The 19460-nt window shown below is 70.5% G+C and carries 13 protein-coding genes; 7 read left to right on the forward strand and 6 right to left on the reverse strand.

Annotated features, from left to right (window positions below; translation table 11 throughout):
• Positions 1 to 2: 2 nt before the first annotated feature.
• Positions 3 to 1067 (reverse strand): sugar ABC transporter permease, encoded by a 1065-nt coding sequence (locus ACFYYT_RS03095; RefSeq protein ID WP_351817181.1) that lies wholly within the window; start codon positions 1065 to 1067, stop codon positions 3 to 5.
• Between the two features lie 116 nt (positions 1068 to 1183).
• Positions 1184 to 2551, reverse strand: a complete 1368-nt coding sequence (locus ACFYYT_RS03100) for an ABC transporter substrate-binding protein (protein ID WP_351817184.1) — start codon at positions 2549 to 2551, stop codon at positions 1184 to 1186.
• A 404-nt stretch (positions 2552 to 2955) separates the two neighbouring features.
• On the opposite strand from ACFYYT_RS03100, the gene ACFYYT_RS03105 reads away from it, so the two are divergent.
• Positions 2956 to 4020: a LacI family DNA-binding transcriptional regulator gene (locus ACFYYT_RS03105; RefSeq protein ID WP_351817187.1), complete on the forward strand. Its 1065-nt coding sequence runs from the start codon at positions 2956 to 2958 to the stop codon at positions 4018 to 4020.
• Between the two features lie 135 nt (positions 4021 to 4155).
• On the opposite strand, the gene ACFYYT_RS03110 is transcribed toward ACFYYT_RS03105, so the two are convergent.
• Together ACFYYT_RS03110 and ACFYYT_RS03115 are read right to left on the reverse strand one after the other, a co-directional pair.
• Positions 4156 to 5904 (reverse strand): glycoside hydrolase family 6 protein, encoded by a 1749-nt coding sequence (locus ACFYYT_RS03110; protein ID WP_351817190.1) that lies wholly within the window; start codon positions 5902 to 5904, stop codon positions 4156 to 4158.
• A gap of 15 nt (positions 5905 to 5919) precedes the next feature.
• Entirely contained in the window at positions 5920 to 6120 is a 201-nt protein-coding gene (locus tag ACFYYT_RS03115) for a hypothetical protein (protein WP_351817193.1), read from the reverse strand.
• A gap of 471 nt (positions 6121 to 6591) precedes the next feature.
• On the opposite strand from ACFYYT_RS03115, the gene ACFYYT_RS03120 reads away from it, so the two are divergent.
• The gene (locus ACFYYT_RS03120) at positions 6592 to 9519 is read left to right on the forward strand and encodes a glycoside hydrolase family 48 protein (RefSeq protein ID WP_351817196.1); all 2928 of its coding nucleotides are present in this window, start codon (positions 6592 to 6594) and stop codon (positions 9517 to 9519) included.
• A gap of 80 nt (positions 9520 to 9599) precedes the next feature.
• Here ACFYYT_RS03120 and araA read toward each other — a convergent pair whose 3' ends face one another.
• Both araA and araB read right to left on the reverse strand, forming a co-directional pair.
• On the reverse strand, positions 9600 to 11111 hold the full coding sequence (gene araA, locus ACFYYT_RS03125; protein WP_351817199.1) for an L-arabinose isomerase: 1512 nt from the start codon (positions 11109 to 11111) through the stop codon (positions 9600 to 9602).
• Between the two features lie 82 nt (positions 11112 to 11193).
• Complete coding sequence (gene araB / locus ACFYYT_RS03130) at positions 11194 to 12888, reverse strand: ribulokinase (RefSeq protein WP_351817202.1); 1695 nt, start codon at positions 12886 to 12888, stop codon at positions 11194 to 11196.
• Between the two features lie 533 nt (positions 12889 to 13421).
• Here araB and ACFYYT_RS03135 point away from each other — a divergent pair.
• From ACFYYT_RS03135 to ACFYYT_RS03155, 5 genes are all read left to right on the forward strand, one after another.
• The gene (locus tag ACFYYT_RS03135) at positions 13422 to 14423 is read left to right on the forward strand and encodes an ABC transporter substrate-binding protein (protein WP_351817205.1); all 1002 of its coding nucleotides are present in this window, start codon (positions 13422 to 13424) and stop codon (positions 14421 to 14423) included.
• Positions 14424 to 14538: 115 nt separating this feature from the next.
• A complete protein-coding gene (locus ACFYYT_RS03140) occupies positions 14539 to 16125 on the forward strand; it encodes a sugar ABC transporter ATP-binding protein (protein ID WP_351817208.1) in 1587 nt (528 codons plus the stop codon).
• Complete coding sequence (locus ACFYYT_RS03145; protein ID WP_351817211.1) at positions 16122 to 17219, forward strand: ABC transporter permease; 1098 nt, start codon at positions 16122 to 16124, stop codon at positions 17217 to 17219. Before ACFYYT_RS03140 ends, ACFYYT_RS03145 begins: the two co-directional genes overlap by 4 nt.
• Positions 17216 to 18238 (forward strand): galactofuranose ABC transporter, permease protein YjfF, encoded by a 1023-nt coding sequence (yjfF, locus tag ACFYYT_RS03150; RefSeq protein WP_351817214.1) that lies wholly within the window; start codon positions 17216 to 17218, stop codon positions 18236 to 18238. Before ACFYYT_RS03145 ends, yjfF begins: the two co-directional genes overlap by 4 nt.
• An 81-nt stretch (positions 18239 to 18319) precedes the next feature.
• Complete coding sequence (locus tag ACFYYT_RS03155) at positions 18320 to 19444, forward strand: aldose epimerase family protein (protein WP_351817217.1); 1125 nt, start codon at positions 18320 to 18322, stop codon at positions 19442 to 19444.
• Positions 19445 to 19460: the final 16 nt, after the last annotated feature.

Here is a 19460-nt window from a genome sequence, read left to right on the forward strand (position 1 = left end):
GATCAGCTCCCCGCCTTCGTGTGTGGGTTGCGACCGCGGCTGCGATCGCGGCTGCGGCTGCGGTTCGAGCGGGAGATCAGGGCCTGGATCCCGCCGATGAGCAGGAGGAGCAGGAGCATGACCCAGGCGATGGCCGAGGCCTGGCCGAGAGCGCCGGTCACCCAGCCCTTCTCGTACATGAGCAGGCTCAGGGTCTGGAACTGGTTGCCGCTGCCGCCGCTGATGCCGACGCTGCCGCCGAAGAGCATCGGCTCGCCGAAGAGCTGGGTGGCGCCGATCGTGGAGACGATGACGGTGAAGAGGATCGTGGGCCGGATGGAGGGGATGGTGACGCTGATGAACTGGCGCCATCGCGAGGCGCCGTCCAGAGCCGCGGCCTCGTAGAGGTCCTGCGGTACGGCCTGCATCGCCGCCAGGTAGATGAGCGCGTTGTAGCCCGTCCAGCGCCAGGTCACGATCACCGAAATGGCTATCTGTGCGGGCCACTTGGAGGAGTCCCAGGCGACCGGGTCGAATCCGGCCCAGCCCAGGACCGTGTTGATCAGGCCGTAGTCGGTGTTGAAGAGCTGGGCGAAGACGAGGGTGGCCGCCGCTATCGAGGTGGCGTACGGGGCGAGGATCGCGACGCGGAAGAAACCCCGGCCGCGGAGCCGGTAGTTGAGCAGGTGCGCGAGGCCGAGGGCCATCAGCAGCTGGGGGACGGTGGAGAGCACGCCGATGGTGAAGGTGTTGGCGAGGGCGTTCCAGAAGAACTCGCTGGTCGCCAGGGAGCGGTAGTTCTCCAGCCCCTTCCACTGGGCGCTGCCGCCGAGTTCGACCCGGTGGAGGGACAGCCAGCCCGTGTAGATCAGGGGGAAGAGGCCGAAGGCCGCGAAGGTGAGGAAGAAGGGGGCGATGAAGACGTAGGGGACGGCCTTCAGGTCGAAGCGGTAGAGCGTGCTGCGCCAGCCGCTCGGGCCTGAGGGCCGCTGCCCGCGGGAGCCGGGGCCGCTGTCGGTGCCGGAGCCCGGGGTCTGTGCGGCGGGAGGCGCGGAGCCGCCGCCCGCCGCCCGTACGGAGGTGGCCACGGGGGCTTCCTTCCAGATCGATGCGTGCAGTGATGCGGTGGTGCGGACGGTCGACGGCCCGCCGCCACCCGCGGGGCAGGGAGCTGGGGTGGCGGCGGGCCGTCGCTGCGACCCCGCTACTTGTCGATCTTGTCGTCGACCAGCTTCTTGACGTTCTCCCAGGCCTTGGCCGGGTCGGTGCCGCGCTGCTCGATGTCGAGGATGCCGTTGTCGGTGAGGAAGGTCTTCACCTGGCCGTCCCAGCGGCTGATCGGGGCGGGCGTGATGCCGGCCGCGGCCTGCGAGTAGATCCTGCCGACCGGGGTGTCGCCGAAGTACGGCAGCTTGGCGTCCTGGACGGCCGCGGACGTGAGCGTGTCCTTGGTGGAGGGGATGTTGCCGTTCACGCCGAAGACCTTGGCGTGCTGGGCCGGGGCGGTGAGCCAGGCGGCGAGCTCGGCCGCTTCCTTCGCGTGCTTGCCCGACTTCGGGACGGCCAGGAACGAGCCGCCCCAGTTCCCGGCCACGGGCGGCGCGGCGATGTCCCACTTCCCCTGGTTCTCGGGACCCGCCTGCTCCTTGATGATGCCCGTCATCCAGCTCGGGCAGGCGACGGTGGCGAACTTCGAGTTCTTGAAGGCCGCGTTCCAGGTGCCCTTCTCGTCGAACTGGCGCAGCTTCGCGGTCAGGTCGCCCTTCGCCGCGGTCACGGCGGTGTCCCAGGCCTTCTTCACGCCCGGGCTGTTCTCGTAGTCCAGCTGGCCCTTGGTGTTGGCGTACTGCACGGGCTCGCTGGAGATCACGGCGTTGAACAGACCGCTCGCGGAGTCGTGGAAGGACGTGCCCTCGGGGGCGCTCTTCTTGTACGTTTCGCCGGTCTGGATGAACTTCGCCCAGTCACCGGCCCAGAGCTTGGCGACCTCGGCGCGGTCGGTCGGCAGGCCGGCCTTGGCGAAGAGCTCCTTGTTGTAGCAGATGGCCATCGGGCCGATGTCCGTGCCGAGGCCGATGACCTTGCCGTCGGCCGTCGTGGCCTGCTTGACCTTCCAGTCGAGGAACGCGCCGAGGTTCGCGCCCCCCGTCTTGCTCAGGTCGGCCCACTTGTCCGCCATCGCGGGGCCGGTGGCCTCGGCGATGTAGCCGACCTCCAGGGCCTGGATGTCGGCGAGGCCGCTGTCGCGGGAGAGCCGCAGCTTGAGCGTGTCCCAGTACTTCTGGCCGTCCGCGACGTTCGACTCTTCGATCTTGATGTTCGGGTGGGTCTTCGTGTACTCGGCGTAGAGCTTGGCTCCGGTCGCGTCGTCGTAGCCGAAGGAACCGAAGGTACCGATCCGCAGCGTGATCTGCCCGCCGCCGGCGGCGCCGTCGCCCTTGCCGTTGTCGCTGTCACCGCCGCAGCCGGTGAGCAGGACCGAACCGGTCGCCACGGCGGCGACCGCGGCGACCGCGTTGATCACGGTGCGGCGTCCGCGTCCGCGACCGTGTCTGCTGCTGGAAGTGCGCATTCCACTCTCCTCGTCCAAGGTGCTGCTCGTTGTGCGCCATGGAGACCGGGCGGGCTTGTTCGCGGCTCGGCCAGGGGACCGCCCGGACCCGATGTGAAAGCCGTTGTCGCACCCATGGATGGGAGCGCTCCCACGTCGTTGCCGGAAGGTTGCTGCCTGACGGGTGCGGGTGTCAAGAGATGAATGCGAAATCATTACGCAGGGGTCTCCGGCGCGTGTCCGCCCCGGTTTCTCGGTGTGGTTCGTCGGGTTGCGGACGCGGGCGTTGGCGCGTTCAAGGAACCACGCGTAATGTGGGAGCGCTCCCACTAGGTTCTTCGGCGTAACCTGTGCCGCGCGACGCGGTGGGGTCCATCATCTTGCCTGATTCACCGGATCAGCTGGCCGGGCCGGCGCGGAGTGCGATGCACGAGGGGAGTTCGAGGGTCGTGAACGGACGGCAGAACGGCAGGCCCACCCTGGAGGAGGTCGCGGCCCTGGCCGGAGTCGGCCGGGGCACGGTGTCCCGGGTGATCAACGGCTCGCCGCGGGTGAGCGAGCAGGCGAGGCAGGCCGTGGCCCGAGCCGTGGCCGAGCTGGGTTACGTACCCAACCAGGCGGCCAGGGCGCTGGCGGGCAGCCGGACCGACGCGGTGGCCCTCGTGATCCCGGAGGCCGAGGCGAGGGTGTTCTCGGAGCCGTACTTCCTCGATCTGATCCGCGGGGTCAGCGCCGAACTGGCCGAGGCGGACAAGCAGCTGCTGCTCACCCTGGTGCGCACCGAGGCCGAGCGGCAGCGCTTCGAGCACTATCTGGCCGCCCAGCGGGTCGATGGCGTCCTGCTGGCGTCCGTCCACGGCGACGACCCGCTTCCCGACCGGATCGCGGAACTGGGGCTGCCGGTCGTCATGAACGGCCGCCGCTCCGAGGCCGAGCCCGTCGCCTACGTGGACTCCGACAACATCGGCGCCGGCCGGGCCGCGGTGGCCCACCTCGCGGGGCGGGGCCGGAGCCGGATCGCGACCATCAGCGGGCCGCTGGACATGTACGTGGCCCGCGCGCGGCTGGGCGGCTACCGCGCGGGCCTCGCCGAGGCCGGGATCGGGCCCGACGAGTCGCTCGTGGCGGCCGCGGACTTCACCGAGGAGGGCGGCCGGCGGGCGATGCGCGAGCTCCTGGAGCGCGCACCCGGCCTGGACGCGGTCTTCGCCGCCTCCGATGTGATGGCCGCCGGCGCACGCGGCGTGCTGCGCGAGGCGGGGCGGCGGATCCCCGAGGACGTGGCCCTCGTAGGGGTGGACGACTCGACGGTGGCCCGGCTGATGGACCCGCCCCTGACCAGCGTGCGCCAGCCGATCGAGGAGATGGGCCGCACGATGACGCGGCTGCTGCTCGACCGGATCGGAGAGGATCCCGGAGCCGGTCCTTCAGCGGGGGAGGAGCAGCGCCGGGTCCTTCCCACGGAGCTGATCGTGCGGGATTCCTCCTGAACGGTGAGAGGCCCGGGCCGGTGCGGAGTGCCGCTGGGGGCCGGGGGCTGGGAGCCGAGGGCCGAGTGCGCAACGGGCCGGAGCCGTACGGAACCAAGCGGTTCCGTACGGCTCCGGGGCTTCACCGGTGGTGTGTCACAGGGCCGGGTATGCGTTCTTCATGAGCTCCTGGAACTGTGCCGAGAACCACTGGCCGGCGAGCGGCGCGTTCGGGAGGGCCCCCGACATGCTGTTGCCGTTGCGTACGTTGCCCGTGTAGGTCGGGTCGCACATGCGGTCGAAGCCCTTGCCCTCGTTGTTCGGGATCTCCTTGCTCGCCCCGTCGGATTCGCCCGGCGGCTTGATCCACACGTACGCGTCGATGCCGGCCGCCGGGGCGGCTTGCGGGCGTTCGCCGAGCCCGGCGCCCGACTGGTTGCACCAGTTGCCGAGGTGGATGCGCCGGTCGTAGCGGCCGCCGTTGACGTACGTGTCCACGCTGGTCAGGGCGCCGGGTCCGGTCGGCCGGGCGGTGCCGCCCCAGCCGTTGCGGGAGGTGTCGATCAGCATGCCGATGTTGGTGTCGAAGCCCAGGGAGACCAGCTTGGTCCGCATGGCCTGGGCGTACGACAGCTCGTCCGTGTACCGGTTCCAGTCCACCCACTTCGACTGGCGTACGGACGTGCCGTTGACCGAGTCCTCGATCTTGAAGTGGTCCTCCTTGAGGGCACTGTAGTTGGCCGTGTTCACGATGAAGCCGTGCACGTTGGCGAGCGTGGAGCCCTCGGCCGTGGCCGCCTGCTTGAACATCTCGGCGGAGGCTCCGAAGTTGTCGTCCCAGCCGAGCCAGCCGTGGTGCCCCGCGTCCACGTAGTTGTAGACGTTGGCGATCGAACCCAGCTTGTTCAGCGCGTAGCCGACGCCCTTGACGTAGTTGCCGTTGGCCTTCATCACGTCGCAGTTGGGGGTGGCCGTCGGACGCCCGGAGACGTTGGTGACCAGGTTCGGCAGCGAGTCGATCTCGACGGTCGTGACGATCCGCAGTCCCGCGTACTTGGGATCGGCGAGGATGGCCGCGATCGGGTCGATGTACTGCGTCTTGTACTTGTCGATCTCGGTCGGGCCCAGTTCGCCGTTGGAGGCGAGCGCGGAGCAGTCCCGCCCGGGCAGGTTGTAGATCACCAGCTGGACGACCAGTTCGCCGCTGCCCTTCTGGGTGAGGGCCGCGTTGAGGTGGTCGCGCAGACCCATCGTGCCGCTCGTGCCGTTGACCAGGGCGATGCGGTCGAGCCAGACGGCGGTGGGCTGGTTGGCCACCCTGCTGCCGCCCGGTTCGGCGGCGGCATGGGCGGACCACTCGGGGTTCACGTACACCTTGGCGCCGGCGTAGGGGTTGTCGGCCTTGCCGCCGGTCGGCGGAGGCGTGGTCGGTGGTGTCGTGGGCGGCGTGGTGGGCGGCGTGGTCGGGGGAGTGGTCGGGTCGGTGGCGCCGTTGCAGGTGACGCCGTTGAGCTTGAACGACGCGGGCACGGCGTTCGTCCCGGTGTGCGAACCGTTGAACCCGAAGGACGTCGAACCGCCGCTGGCCAGCGACCCGTTGTAGGACATGCTCTTCGCCGTGACCGCGGCGCCGGACTGGCTGATGGTGGCGTTCCAGCCCTGAGTGACCTGCTGACCGTTCGCGTAGGACCACTCCAGGGTCCACGCGGAGACCGGGTCGCCGGTGTTGGTGACGATCACGTTCGCGCCGAAGCCGGTGTTCCACTGATTGGTGATCTGGTACTCCACCTTGCAGCCCGCGGTGGCGGCGCCGGCAGAGGTACCGAACACGGTGGCGGTGGCCCCGGCGGCCGTGACGAGACTGAGGGCCGCCAGGAGCGCGGTGCGGGGGATGGTGCGGCTCATTTCGTGGGGTGCCTTTCAGATCGGGGCGCGCAGGAGGTCGTGGATCCTGGCGCCGATGTGATGGGCGTTGCGTCGTACGGAGAGGGTGCGGCCGTCGTCGTCGGCCGGGCCGTGGTGGGTCCGGTGGACGCAGGTCCGCAGGTGGTGCCGCCGGTCTCGCCCGCGGCCAGGGGGCCGGGTCGCGACCGGGGAGAGGGCGGTGATTCGGCGAGCCACGTGCTCAGGTCCGTGCGGGGCGGGCCGGGGGCCGGGGGTCGGCAGGAAGACGCGGGACCGGGCCGCCGTCCGCCCGGCCTTCCACGGGTCCGATGCCGGTAATCCGGAGCCGGTGCCGGCAGGTGCCGTCGCCGCGAGAGTCCGTGCTGATCCGCCGATCGGCACGGGCAGGCGCAGGGACGTGACATGAGCGGGTCCTTGCGGGCAAGGCCCTTCGTGGTGCGCCGACTGATGGAAGCGCTCCCACTGGTTGGGGCCAGACCGTAGCGCCAACTGATGCCAAGCAAAAGAGGGGTTGAGTAAATTCCTCAGCGAAATCCTTTCGACTCTTCAGGCGTCTTGACGCCGTCGCGCCACCTCTGCACAGTGGGAGCGCTCCCACTGGTTCATAGGTTGTGCACGGTCTTTCTGCCCCGTTACCGCCGCACCCCCGTTCCCCCGTCTCCCCGAGCCGCGAGGAGAACCATCGGCATGTCGGCACATCCCCCACCCCCCAGGCTCCGAGGACGGCGCAGGCTGCTGATCGCGTCGGCCGCGTCCCTCTCCCTCTGCCTTCCCCTCGGCCTCACGGCCGTCGGCGCCACCGCCGCCGCGGCCGCCACGGTGCAGTGCAGCGTCGACTACAAGACCAACGACTGGGGCTCGGGCTTCACAGCCGAGCTCACCCTCACCAACCGGTCCGCGACCGCACTCGACGGCTGGACCCTGACCTACGACCACTCCGGCAACCAGCAGCTGACCAACGGCTGGAACGGCACCTGGACCCAGTCGGGCAAGAGCGTCCGCGTCGTGGCCCCGGACTGGAACAAGACGGTCGCGGCCGGCGCGGCCGTCACCGCCGGGGCCCAGTTCACCTACAGCGGGACCAACGCGGCCCCGACCTCCTTCGCCGTCAACGGCACGCCGTGCACCGGAGCGCACCAGCCCCCGGTCGCCGTGCTGACCAGCCCCACAGCGGGCGCCGTCTACACGGCGGGCACCCCCGTCCCGCTCGCCGCCACAGCCGCCGCGGCCGACGGCGCCACCGTCGCCAAGGTGGAGTTCTACAGCGGCACCACGCTCCTGGGCACGGACACCACCGCGCCCTTCACCCTGGACGCCACCGGACTCGCCGCAGGCTCCCACTCCCTCTACGCCAAGGCCTACGACAGCCTCGCCGCCTCCGCCGAGTCGGCCCCCGTGGGCATCACCGTCGCCGCCGGCCCCGCGCTCGTCGCCGCCCCCGCGCAGTTCTCCGTACGCCGGGGGGAGAGCGGTACCTTCGACCTGAAGCTGTCCAAGCAGCCGGCCGCGAACGTCACGGTGGGCGTGGCCCGCACCTCGGGCAACACCGACCTCGCCGCGACGCCGGCCTCGCTCACCTTCACCCCGGCGAACTGGAACACCGCCCAGAAGGTGACGGTCGCCGCCGGGTCCACCGGCAGCGGCTCCGCCGTCTTCACCGCGACCGCCCCCGGCCACGCGAAGGCCGAGGTGACGGTCGCCGAACTGGCCGCCGACTCCACCTACGAAGCCCGCTTCCTCGACCTCCACGGGAAGATCACCAACCCGGCCAATGGCTATTTCTCGCCCGAGGGCATCCCGTACCACTCCGTAGAGACGCTGATCGTCGAGGCTCCGGACCACGGGCACGAGACGACCTCGGAGGCGTACAGCTACCTGATCTGGCTGCAGGCGATGTACGGGAAGATCACCGGGGACTGGACCAAGTTCAACGGCGCGTGGGAGACCATGGAGAAGTTCATGATCCCCACCCATGCCGACCAGCCGACGACCGGCTCGTACAACGCCTCCAAGCCCGCCACCTACGCCCCCGAGCAGGACCTGCCCTCCCAGTACCCGGCCAAGCTCGACGGGACGGTCGGCGCCGGGGCGGACCCGATCGCGGGTGAGCTGAAGAGCGCGTACGGCACCGACGACATCTACGGCATGCACTGGCTCCAGGACGTCGACAACGTCTACGGCTACGGCAACGAGCCCGGAAAGTGCTCCGCCGGACCGACCGCGACCGGGCCCTCGTACATCAACACCTTCCAGCGCGGGCCCCAGGAATCGGTCTGGGAGACCGTTCCCCATCCCACCTGCGACAACTTCACCTTCGGCGGGAAGAACGGCTACCTCGACCTCTTCACCGGGGACTCCTCCTACGCCAAGCAGTGGAAGTTCACCGATGCCCCGGACGCCGACGCGCGGGCCGTCCAGGCCGCCTACTGGGCCGACGTCTGGGCCAAGGAGCAGGGCAAGGGGACCCAGGTCACCGCGACCGTCTCCAAGGCGGCCAAGATGGGCGACTACCTGCGGTACTCCATGTTCGACAAGTACTTCAAGAAGGCCGGGAACTGTGTCGGCCCGACCGTCTGCCCCGCCGCCACCGGCAAGGACAGCGCGCACTACCTGATGTCCTGGTACTACGCCTGGGGCGGCGCCGCCGACACCTCGGCCGGCTGGTCCTGGCGGATCGGCTCCAGCCATGCGCACAGCGGCTATCAGAACCCCCTCGCCGCCTACGCCCTCAGTCAGTACGCCCCGCTGAAGCCCAAGTCGCCGACCGGCGCCACGGACTGGGCGACCAGCCTCGACCGGCAGCTGGAGTTCTACCGATGGCTCCAGTCCGACGAGGGCGCCATCGCGGGCGGAGCCACCAACAGCTGGCAGGGGCGTTACGCACAGCCCCCGGCCGGGACGCCCACGTTCCACGGCCTCTTCTACGACGAGCAGCCGGTCTACCACGACCCGGCGTCCAACCAGTGGTTCGGCTTCCAGGCCTGGTCCATGGAGCGGGTCGCCGAGCTCTACCAGCAGACGGGTGACGCCGGCGCCAAGACGCTGCTCGACAAGTGGGTCGGCTGGGCCCTGTCGAAGACCACGATCAACCCCGACGGCACCTACCGCATCCCCTCTACCCTGCAGTGGTCGGGCGCCCCCGACACCTGGAACGCGTCTGCTCCCGGCGCCAACACCGGCCTGCACGTCACCGTCGCCGACTACACCGACGACGTCGGCGTGGCCGCCGCGTACGCCAAGACCCTGACCTACTACGGAGCCAAGTCCGGGAACGCCGAAGCCAAGCGGGTCGCCAAGGCCCTCCTCGACGGCATGTGGGGCCACGACCAGGACGCGCTGGGCATCACCACCCCGGAGACTCGCACCGACTACAAGCGCTTCAACGAGCCGGTGTACGTGCCCAGTACGTGGACCGGCGCGATGCCGAACGGCGACAAGGTGAACTCCTCGTCCACCTTCGCCTCGATCCGCAGCTTCTACAAGAACGACCCGGCCTGGCCGAAGGTCGAGGCCTACCTGGCGGGCGGCGCCGCGCCCGTCTTCACCTACCACCGGTTCTGGGCCCAGGCGGACATCGCCCTGGCCATGGGCTCGTACGCGGAGCTGCTGGAGTAGCGGCCCGCCCCGCCCGGAGAACGGCTCCGCGTACGACGAGGCCGGGCAGGCCGTGAGGACCTGCCCGGCCTCCGCGCGGTTCACCAGCCTTGTGCGAGCCGGTAATAGGCCTGATTCCAGCGGAGATCGCGCCGGAACTGCTTCGGGGTGGTGCTGTCGTCGATGAGGGCGAGTTCCACGCGGAGCATTTCCGCCAGGTCGTCGAGGTGCTCGGAGGTGAGGGCGGTACTCAGGACGGTGTGGTGCGGTCCTCCGGCCGTCAGCCAGGACTCCGTCGAGGTCGGCAGATCGGGGCGGGGCCGCCACACGGCGCGGGCTACGGGCAGGGCGGGCAGCGGGTGGGGGGGTGCCACCACGTCGATGTCGTTGGCCACCAGGCGGAAGCGGTCGCCGAGGTCGGCGAGGCCGACCACCACCGCCGGGCCGGGCGCGGCGTCGAACACCAGGCGCACCGGGTCCTCCCGGCCGCCGATGCCGAGGGGATGGATCTCGCACGCGGGCCTGGCGGCCGCGATGGTGGGACAGACTTCGAGCATGTGCGCGCCGAGGATGAGCTCGTTGCCGGGTGTCAGGTCGTAGGTGTAGTCCTCCATGAAGGAGGTGCCGCCCGGGAGGCCGGCGGCGGCGACCTTGAGGGCGCGCAGCAGGACGGCGGTCTTCCAGTCGCCCTCTCCTCCGAAGCCGTACCCCTGGGCCATGAGCCGCTGGACGGCGAGGCCGGGCAGCTGGCGCAGTCCGCCCAGGTCCTCGAAGTTGGTGGTGAAGGCCGCGAAGCCGCCCGCTTCGAGGAAGGTGCTCAAGCCGGCCTCGATCCGGGCCGCGTAACGCAGCGAGCCGTGGCGGTCGCCTCCCGGTCGAAGTTCCGGCGTCAGGTCGTACACGTCCTGGTACGCCTCGACGAGGGAGTCGACCTCGGTCTCGTCCGCGCCGTCGACGGCCTCCACCAGGTCGTTGACGCCGTACGTGTTGACGGAGACGCCGAAGCGCAGTTGCGCCTCGACCTTGTCCCCCTCCGTGACGGCCACGTCGCGCATGTTGTCGCCGAAGCGGGCGGCCTTGAGGGTGGACAGTTCGGATCGGGCGGCGGCCGCCCGCGCCCAGACCGCGACGCGTGCGCCCGTCCGCGGATCGGTGACGTGACCGGCGACGGTTTTGCGAGGGACGCCGAGGCGGGTCTGGATGTGTCCGAACTCGCGGTCTCCGTGGGCGGCTTGGTTGAGGTTCATGAAGTCCATGTCGATCGTGTCCCAGGGCAGGGCCACGTTCGACTGGGTGTGGAGGTGCAGCAAGGGCTTCCGCAGCGCGTCCAGTCCGGCGATCCACATCTTGGCCGGCGAGAAGGTGTGCATCCAGGCGATGAGCCCGATGCACCGGTCGTCGGCGTTCGCGTCGAGGCACACCCGGCGGATGGCATCGGCACCGGTCAGTACCGGCTTCCACACCACGCGAGCGGGAATGCCGCAGGCGTCGGCCAGCACGGCGGCGATCTGTCGCGACTGGTCGGCGACCTGTTCCAGCGTCTTCTCCCCGTACAGGCTTTGGCTGCCGGTGAGGAACCAGATTTCCCGGACGGGGGCTGTTCGGCTGGGCACATGGACTCCTGAAGGTGACGTCCCGCGGCCGTGGTGCGGGTGGCGGGCGGGTGGGGATGCGGGAAGGGGGTGCGGGGCGGGGTCAGCCCGTGGTGCGGGCCGCGTCGCGGATGCGCCTCAGGCGGTGCAGCAGACCGCCGGTACCGAAGTGGTCGTGCAGGAGCCGGTACTCGGCGAAGAGGGCGTCGTAGGCGTCGGCCCGGGACATGTCGGGCTCGTACACGGCGGGCAGCCGGCGGCCCATGGCCGCGGTGGCCGTGCGCACATCGGTGTGCGCGCCCGCGGCTACGGCGGCGTGGATGGCCGACCCGAGGGCGGGGCCCTGGTCGGACGCCGCCAGGGAGACGGGGCGGCGCAGCACGTCGGAGTAGATCTGCATGAGCAGTTCGTTCTTGGCCAGTCCGCCGGCGACGATGAACTCGTGCACCGGTACGCCGCCTGCTTCCAGGGCCTCCACGATGACGCGGGTGCCGAAGGCGGTGGCTTCGAGCAGCGCGCGGTAGAGGTCCTCGGGGCGGGTCGCCAGGGTGAGACCCACGACGACGCCGGAGAGGTGGTGGTCGACGAGGACCGAACGGTTGCCGTTCAGCCAGTCGAGGGCGACCAGCCCGTGACCGCCGACCGGCTGCAGGGCGGCCTTGCGGGTGAGCAGCGTGTGCAGGTCCTCGCCGTGGTCGGCCGCCTCGGTGAGGTAGTCGGACGGGACGCCCTGGTCCAGTACCCAGGCGAAGATGTCTCCGACCGCGCTCTGGCCGGCCTCGTACCCGTAGGCTCCCTCGACGATCCCGCCGCTCACGACACCGCAGATGCCCGGGACATCGGCGAGAACGGGGGCGTTCACGACGTGGCAGGTGGAGGTTCCCATGATGGCGAGCAGTTGACCGTCCTCGACGGCCTGGGCCGCCGCTGCGGTGACATGGGCGTCGACGTTGCCCGCGGCCACCGCGATGCCGGGGGGCAGCCCCGTCCAGCGTGCTGCCTCCGCGGTGAGCGAGCCCACGCGTGAGCCCAGCGCGGAGAGGGGGAATGCGAGGCGGGTGCGTGCGAAGTCGGCGAACCGCGGGTTCAGCGCGGCCAGGTATTCCTCGCTCGGGTAGGCGCCGTCCTGGTGGATCCCCTTGTAGCCGGCCGTGCAGGCGTTGCGGGACTCGGAGCCGGTGAGCTGCCACACGATCCAGTCGGCGGCCTCGATCCACCGCGCGCAGGCTTCGTAGACGAGCGGGTCCTCCTCCAGGACCTGGAGGGCCTTCGCGAACTGCCACTCGGAGGAGATCCGGCCGCCGTAGCGGGCGATCCACTTCTCCCCGCGGGCGTGCGCGAGTGCGTTGATGCGGTCGGCATGGGACTGGGCCGCGTGGTGCTTCCACAGCTTCGGCCATGCGTGCGGCCGTCCGGCGAGCTCGGTCTCGGCGAGGGGAGTCCCGTCGGCCAGCGTGGGCAGGACGGTGCAGGCCGTGAAGTCGGTGGCGATGCCGATCACCGAGGCGGGGTCGATCCGGGCCGCCGCGACGGCCTCCGGGACGGCGTGACGCAGTACGTCCCGCCAGTCCTCGGGGTGTTGCAGTGCCCAGTCCGGGGGCAGTTGCGCCCCGCCGTGCGGCAGGTGCCGGTCGATGACGCCGTGCCGGTAGGGGTGGACGGCCGCGGCCAGCTCCTGACCGTCGCGGACCCGCACCACCACGGCTCGGCCCGACAGGGTGCCGAAGTCGACGCCGACCGTGTACTGCTCCGGTTCCTCGGAAGGCGGGGTGGGCGCGAGGGGATGGGGTGACGTCAACGGAGTGCCTTTCGAGGGAGCAGGGGGAGACGGGCGGCGCGGCCCGGAGGCCGCCGAGGCCGCCGAGGCCGGGGAGGCCGCCCCGGCGGCGCCGACAACGGCCGGTGGTCCGGGCGGCCCGGAGCCCCGGTGGTCGGCAGAGGTCCGATGCCTTGCAGTGTGAGCGCTAACAATGTCGTGAGGCAAGAGGCACGCGTGGATCATGTGTCGAGCTCGCCCGGCGCGGCGGCTTCCGTATACGGCCTCTCGGTCCGGTTCGGCAGCGATCCGGCGCCCCAGGTAGCCGACTGCGGTGTCGCGCGGCGCGGTAACGGAGAGGTAACGCGCACAAGGGGGTTGAGAACCAAGCTTGTTAGCGCTCACAATGCGACGGCGTCCCTTCCCGGGGGCGTCCCTCTCCTGTCGGGTCCGGCTCTGAGCTCGGCATCCGACCCGGACCCCGGCCCCGCCACGTCCCCGTCTCTCCCCCCCCCGCGCAAGCCCGGCCCCGGCCGTGCGGAGCTCCTCGGCACACCCCCGAAAGGACAACCGCCATGTCTCGCAGAGCAGCCCTCGTCCTCGCCGCCACCCTTCTCGCCTCCTCGGCGTTGACCGCCTGCTCGACCCAGGGCCCCGCCTCCTCCGGCCCGGCCTCCGGCGCCAAGGCGCACTCCGGCGGCGCGATCACCATGGGCTTCGCCCAGGTCGGCGCCGAGAGCGGTTGGCGTACCGCCAACACCAAGTCCGTCCAGGAGGCGGCGAAGAAGGCCGGGATCGACCTCAAGTTCTCCGACGCGCAGCAGAAGCAGGAGAACCAGATCAAGGCCATCCGCACCTTCATCCAGCAGAAGGTCGACGTGATCGCCTTCTCGCCCGTCGTGGAGTCCGGCTGGGACACGGTGCTGAAGGAGGCCAAGGACGCGGGCATCCCGGTCATCCTCACCGACCGCGCCGTGGACACCAAGGACACCTCCCTCTACAAGACCTTCCTGGGCTCGGACTTCGTCAAGGAGGGCAAGTCCGCGGGCGAGTGGCTGACCAGCGCGTACGCGAACCAGCAGGGCCCCGTCAACATCGTCGAGCTCCAGGGCACCACCGGTTCCGCACCCGCCAACGACCGGAAGGCCGGCTTCGCCGACGCCATCCGTGCCGACGGCAAGTTCAAGATCGTTGCCTCGCAGACGGGCGACTTCACCCGCGCCAAGGGCAAGGAGGTCATGCAGGCGTTCCTGAAGTCGCAGAAGGACATCGACGTGCTCTACGCCCACAACGACGACATGGCCCTCGGCGCCATCCAGGCCATCGAGGAATCCGGCAAGAAGCCCGGTACGGACATCAAGGTGATCTCGGTGGACGGGATCAAGGACGCCTTCGTCGCGATGACCGAGGGCAAGATCAACGTCGTGGTGGAGTGCAACCCGATGCTCGGCGACCAGCTGATGGAGCTGGCCAAGAAGGTCGTCGCGGGGGAGAGCGTGCCGCCCCGGGTCGAGACGCAGGAAGGCGTCTTCCCGCAGGACAAGGCCGCGGCCGCACTGCCTTCCCGCACCTACTGACGCGGCCGTCCGGTGCACAGGAAGTCCGGCCCGGACCTCCTCCGGATCGTGGAGGCCCGCCACGCCTGGCACCGGAGCCTGCTCCACCACCACCCCACCCATGAGAGGAGGGCGGATGGCATCCCCGTCCACCCCGCGGCCCGCGGACCCCGGCGATCCTGGCGATCCCGGCGATCCTGGCGATCCGCAGCCGGTCCTGGAAGCCCAGGGCATCCGCAAGCAGTTCCCGGGCGTACTCGCCCTCGACGGGGTCGCCCTGCGGCTCTTCCCCGGTGAGGTGCACGCCCTGATGGGCGAGAACGGCGCCGGGAAGTCCACCTTGATCAAAGTGCTCACCGGTGTCCACCCCGCCGACGGCGGCACCGTCCTCGTCGACGGCCGGCCCCACGCGTTCGTGGACCCCCTACAGGCGCAGCGGGCCGGCATCAGCACCGTCTACCAGGAGGTCAACCTCTGCCCGAACATCTCGGTCGCCGAGAACATCCTCATCGGGCGCGAACCGCGCCGGTTCGGTCTCATCCACTGGTCCGCGGTGCGGCAGCGGGCGGCAGAGCTGCTGACGGAACTGGACCTCGACCTGGACGTCACCAGTCTGCTCGATTCACACTCCCTGGCCGTGCAGCAACTGGTCGCCATCGTCCGGGCGGTGGACGTCTCCGCGAAGGTGCTGGTGCTGGACGAACCCACCTCCAGCCTGGACCGCGAGGAGGTGGCCCAGCTCTTCGCCCTGGTACGGCGCCTGCGGGACCGCGGTGTGGCCATCCTGTTCGTCACGCACTTCCTCGACCAGGTGTTCGACCTCTGCGACCGCGTCACCATCCTGCGCAACGGCCGCCTGGAAGGTGAGTACCTCATCGGCGAACTCACTCCGGTGACACTGGTGCAGCGCATGATCGGCGGCGAGCTGGCCACCCTCGACCAGCTGTCCGGCCGCGCCCACGAGGAAGCCGCCGAACGGGAGGCCGGCGAGCCGTTCCTGCGGGCACGACAGCTGACCCGCACGGGCTCGATCGAACCCTACGACCTCGACATCCATGCCGGCGAAGTCATCGGGCTGGCCGGCCTGCTGGGCTCGGGCCGGACCGAAGCGGCGCGCCTCCTGTTCGGCGCGGACAGCGCGGACGCCGGAGAAGTGACCATCGAGGGCAGGAGGGAACTCCTGCGCACACCGCGCCACGCCATCGCCCGGGGCATCGCGTTCTGCTCCGAGAACCGCAAGTCCGAGGGGCTGGTGGGCGAGCTCACGGTCCGCGAGAACATCATCCTCGCGCTCCAGGCCGCCCGCGGCTGGACCAGGCCGCTGGCCCGGGCCAGACAGGACGAACTGGCACGGCACTGGATCCAAGCCCTGGACATCCGCCCCGCCGACCCCGAAACGCAGGTACGCCACCTCAGCGGAGGCAACCAGCAGAAGGTCCTCCTGGCGCGCTGGCTGCTGACCGCACCCCGGCTCCTGATCCTCGACGAACCCACCCGCGGCATCGACATCGGAGCCAAGGCGGAGATCCAGAAACTCGTGGCCCGCCTGGCAGGGGAAGGGACCGCCGTGCTGTTCATCTCGGCGGAACTCGAAGAGGTCCTGCGCCTGAGCCACCGCATCGCCGTGCTCCGCGACCACCGGATGGTGGCCACCCTCACGAACGACGACACCGTCACGCCCGAACGCATCCTCACGACCATCGCCACCGGAGCGGACTCATGACCACCCAGCCGGCCGAGCCCAGGGCGGCCGGTGCGATCGGGAAACGCCTGGCCGGCCACCGCCTGCTGTGGCCCGCGCTCATCCTGCTCGCGCTGCTCCTCGGCAACCTCGCCTTCCACCACGACTTCTTCTCCGTCCGCGTACGCGACGGCCACCTCTACGGCAGCCTCATCGACATCCTCCAGTTCGGTGCGCCCCTCGTCCTGGTGGCCCTCGGCATGACCCTCGTCATCGCCACCCGCGGCATCGACCTCTCGGTGGGTTCCACCGTCGCCATCGCCGCCGCCCTCGCCTGTGGGCACATCTCGACCGCCGCCCGTCCCGGCAGCGTCGCCACCATGCTCACGGCCGTGGCCCTCGCGCTGGGCGTCGCCCTCGTGCTGGGCCTCGCCAACGGGTTGCTGGTGTCGGGGCTGGGGGTGCAGCCCATCGTGGCCACCCTGATCCTCATGGTCGCGGGCCGCGGCGTCGCCCAGCTGATCACCGACGGCCAGATCATCACGGTGACCAGCGCCCCGTACAAGATGATCGGCGGCGGTTACTGGCTGACCTTCCCGTTCGCCGTCCTCCTCGCCGCCGTCCTCGTCGCGCTCACCGGTTTCGTCACCCGTCGCAGCGCCCTGGGCATGCTGATCGAGTCTGTAGGAGGCAACCCCGTCGCCAGCCGCCTGGTCGGCATCCGGGCCGGCGGTCTGCTCGCCCTCGTCTACGTCTTCAGCGCGCTGTGCGCCGCCGTCGCCGGGCTGATGATCAGCTCCAACGTCTCCAGCGCCGACGGCAACAACGCCGGCCTGTGGATCGAACTCGACGCGATCCTCGCCGTCGTCGTGGGCGGCACCGCCCTGACCGGTGGACGCTTCTCCCTCGGCGGCACCGTCCTGGGAGCCCTGATCATCCAGACCCTGTCCACCACCGTCTACACCCTCGGCGTCCCACCGGAGACCACCCTCGTCTTCAAGGCCTTCGTCGTCATCGTCGTCTGCCTCGTCCAGTCCCCGGCCTTCCGGGCGAAGGTCGTGCGCCGCAGGGCGACCACTCCCCGGTCCCACACCACGGCGGGCGCCGCCCCGCAGCAGCAGGAGGTACGCGCATGAGTACCGGCATCGCGAGCGCCACCGCGCACCTCGCCCGCCCCCTCGCGTCCGTGTCCCCGCGCGCCCGCACCCGTATCCCCCTGATCGTCACGGCCGTCCTGCTGGCCGTCATGTTCGGCGTCGGATCGGTGCGCTACGAGGGCTTCCTCTCCGCGCAGGTCGTGCTCAACCTGCTGATCGACAACGGTTTCCTCCTGGTCGTCGCGGTCGGTGCGACCTTCGTCATCCTCACCGGCGGCATCGATCTGTCCGTCGGTTCCATGGTGGCCCTGTCGACCATGCTCACCGCCTGGCTGGTCGAGTCGCACGGCTGGCCCCTGGCCACCGTCGTCCTGCTGGTGCTGCTGGTCGGCGCCGCGAGCGGGACGCTCATGGGCTGGATCATCCACACCTTCGAGATCCAGCCGTTCATCGTCACCCTGGCCGGCATGTTCCTCGCCCGCGGGCTCTGCTACACGATCAGCACCGAGTCCATCACGATCAGCGACCCCACCACGGCGGCGATCGCGCAGACCCGGCTGTACGGCCCGGGGGGACTGTTCGTCTCGATCCCGGTGGTCATCGCCCTGGCCGTGCTGGTGACCGCCTTCGTCGTACTGCACCACACGCGCTTCGGCCGCAATGTGTACGCGCTGGGCGGCAACGAGTCCTCGGCCCGCCTGATGGGTCTTCCGGCGGGCACCACCAAGATCGCGGTGTACGCCGTCAGCGGCCTGTGTTCCGCACTGGGCGGCCTGCTGCTGACCTTCTACATGCTCTCCGGCTACGCCCTGCACGCCATGGGCATGGAACTCGACGCGATCGCCGCCACCGTGATCGGCGGCACGCTGCTGACCGGAGGCTCGGGCTTCGTCCTGGGCACCGCCCTCGGCGTGCTCGTCCTCGGCATGATCCAGACGGTCGTCAACTTCCAGGGCACGCTCAGCTCCTGGTGGACCCGGATCGTCATCGGCGCCCTGCTGCTCGTCTTCATCGTGCTGCAACGTCTGATGGGCGGCCGCCGCCCCACCTCCGACTGACCGCCTCCCCGGCCGCGGCTGGTGCGGGAGCCCGCCCGCCCCGCGCCACCGTGCCGGCGCCGATCTCCAGGGAATACCGTCATGGAACACGCATGTGAATCCGTCGACCGGCCCGCCGGGCGCGGGCCGGCCGCCGTCCGTCCGGGGGCGGACCGCCCCCTGCGCCTGGACGACGAGGGAACGGGGGAGAGGTGGCGGTTCGGGTTCCCCGGCCGGGCCCGCGCGGAGGTCGGCGCGCGCGGCGCCCGCCTCCATTCGCTGGTCCTGCCGGACCGCTGGGGCCACCCCGCCGACCTGGTGCTCGCCTCGCGCGACCCCGCCGGCCACACGGGCTCCGCACGCTACTTCGGTGCGACGGTGGGCCGTTACGCCAACCGCATCGCCCGCGGCCGGCTCGTCGTGGACGGCGTCACCCACCAGCTCGCGACCCAGGAGACCGGGCACACGCTGCACGGCGGTCCCGACGGGTTCGACCAGCGCGTGTGGCGCTGCGAACCCTTCCACTGCGCGCACCGCACCGGCGTGCGGCTGTTCCTGCACAGCCCCGACGGCGACCAGGGATTCCCCGGTGCCCTCGACGTCCGCGTCACCTACACGCTGGACCGCGACGACAACCTGACCCTGTCGTACCGGGCGGTCGCCGACGCGCCGACGATCGTCAACCTCACCAACCACACCTACTGGAACCTCGAAGGGGAGGGACGCGGCAACGTCCTGGGCCACCACCTCCAGGTCGAGGCCCCCTTCTACACTCCCGTCGACGCCGAGCTGATCCCCGACGGCCCGCACCGCCCGTTCAGCGGCACCGCGTTCGACCTTCGCCGGCAACGGCGGCTCTCCGAGGCCCTGACCCGTTCGGATGCGCAACTGGCTCTCGCCGGTGGCGGGTTCGACCACAATTGGGTCCTGGGCCGCGCCCGGAGCGCCCGTCCTCGCAAGGCCGCGGTGCTGTACGCCCCCGTATCGGGCCGCCGCATGGACGTGCTCACCACGGAACCGGGGATCCAGGTCTACACCGCCCAAGGCCTGACCGGTGACATCCTGGGCAAGGGAGGCAGGCCCTACCACGCCTACGCGGGCATCGCGCTGGAAACCCAGCACTTCCCGAACACGCCGAACCGCCCCGACGACCCGACGGTCCTCCTGCTCCCGGGCGAGCCGTACCGGTCGACCACGATCCACAGTTTCAGCACCGTCACCGCCTGAAGGGGGCGGCATCCCC

This window comes from Streptomyces sp. NPDC002032 (assembly GCF_042890765.1).
In the GTDB taxonomy this organism is placed as follows: domain Bacteria; phylum Actinomycetota; class Actinomycetes; order Streptomycetales; family Streptomycetaceae; genus Streptomyces.

Bases quoted from the DNA above. Each gene is read 5' to 3' on its own strand.
- ACFYYT_RS03100 (WP_351817184.1), bottom strand. From the start codon at position 2,551: ATGCGCACTTCCAGCAGCAGACACGGTCGCGGACGCGGACGCCGCACC.
- ACFYYT_RS03105 (WP_351817187.1), top strand. From the start codon at position 2,956: ATGCACGAGGGGAGTTCGAGGGTCGTGAACGGACGGCAGAACGGCAGG.
- ACFYYT_RS03110 (WP_351817190.1), bottom strand. From the start codon at position 5,904: ATGAGCCGCACCATCCCCCGCACCGCGCTCCTGGCGGCCCTCAGTCTC.
- ACFYYT_RS03120 (WP_351817196.1), top strand. From the start codon at position 6,592: ATGTCGGCACATCCCCCACCCCCCAGGCTCCGAGGACGGCGCAGGCTG.
- ACFYYT_RS03135 (WP_351817205.1), top strand. From the start codon at position 13,422: ATGTCTCGCAGAGCAGCCCTCGTCCTCGCCGCCACCCTTCTCGCCTCC.
- ACFYYT_RS03140 (WP_351817208.1), top strand. From the start codon at position 14,539: ATGGCATCCCCGTCCACCCCGCGGCCCGCGGACCCCGGCGATCCTGGC.
- ACFYYT_RS03145 (WP_351817211.1), top strand. From the start codon at position 16,122: ATGACCACCCAGCCGGCCGAGCCCAGGGCGGCCGGTGCGATCGGGAAA.
- yjfF (WP_351817214.1), top strand. From the start codon at position 17,216: ATGAGTACCGGCATCGCGAGCGCCACCGCGCACCTCGCCCGCCCCCTC.
- ACFYYT_RS03155 (WP_351817217.1), top strand. From the start codon at position 18,320: ATGGAACACGCATGTGAATCCGTCGACCGGCCCGCCGGGCGCGGGCCG.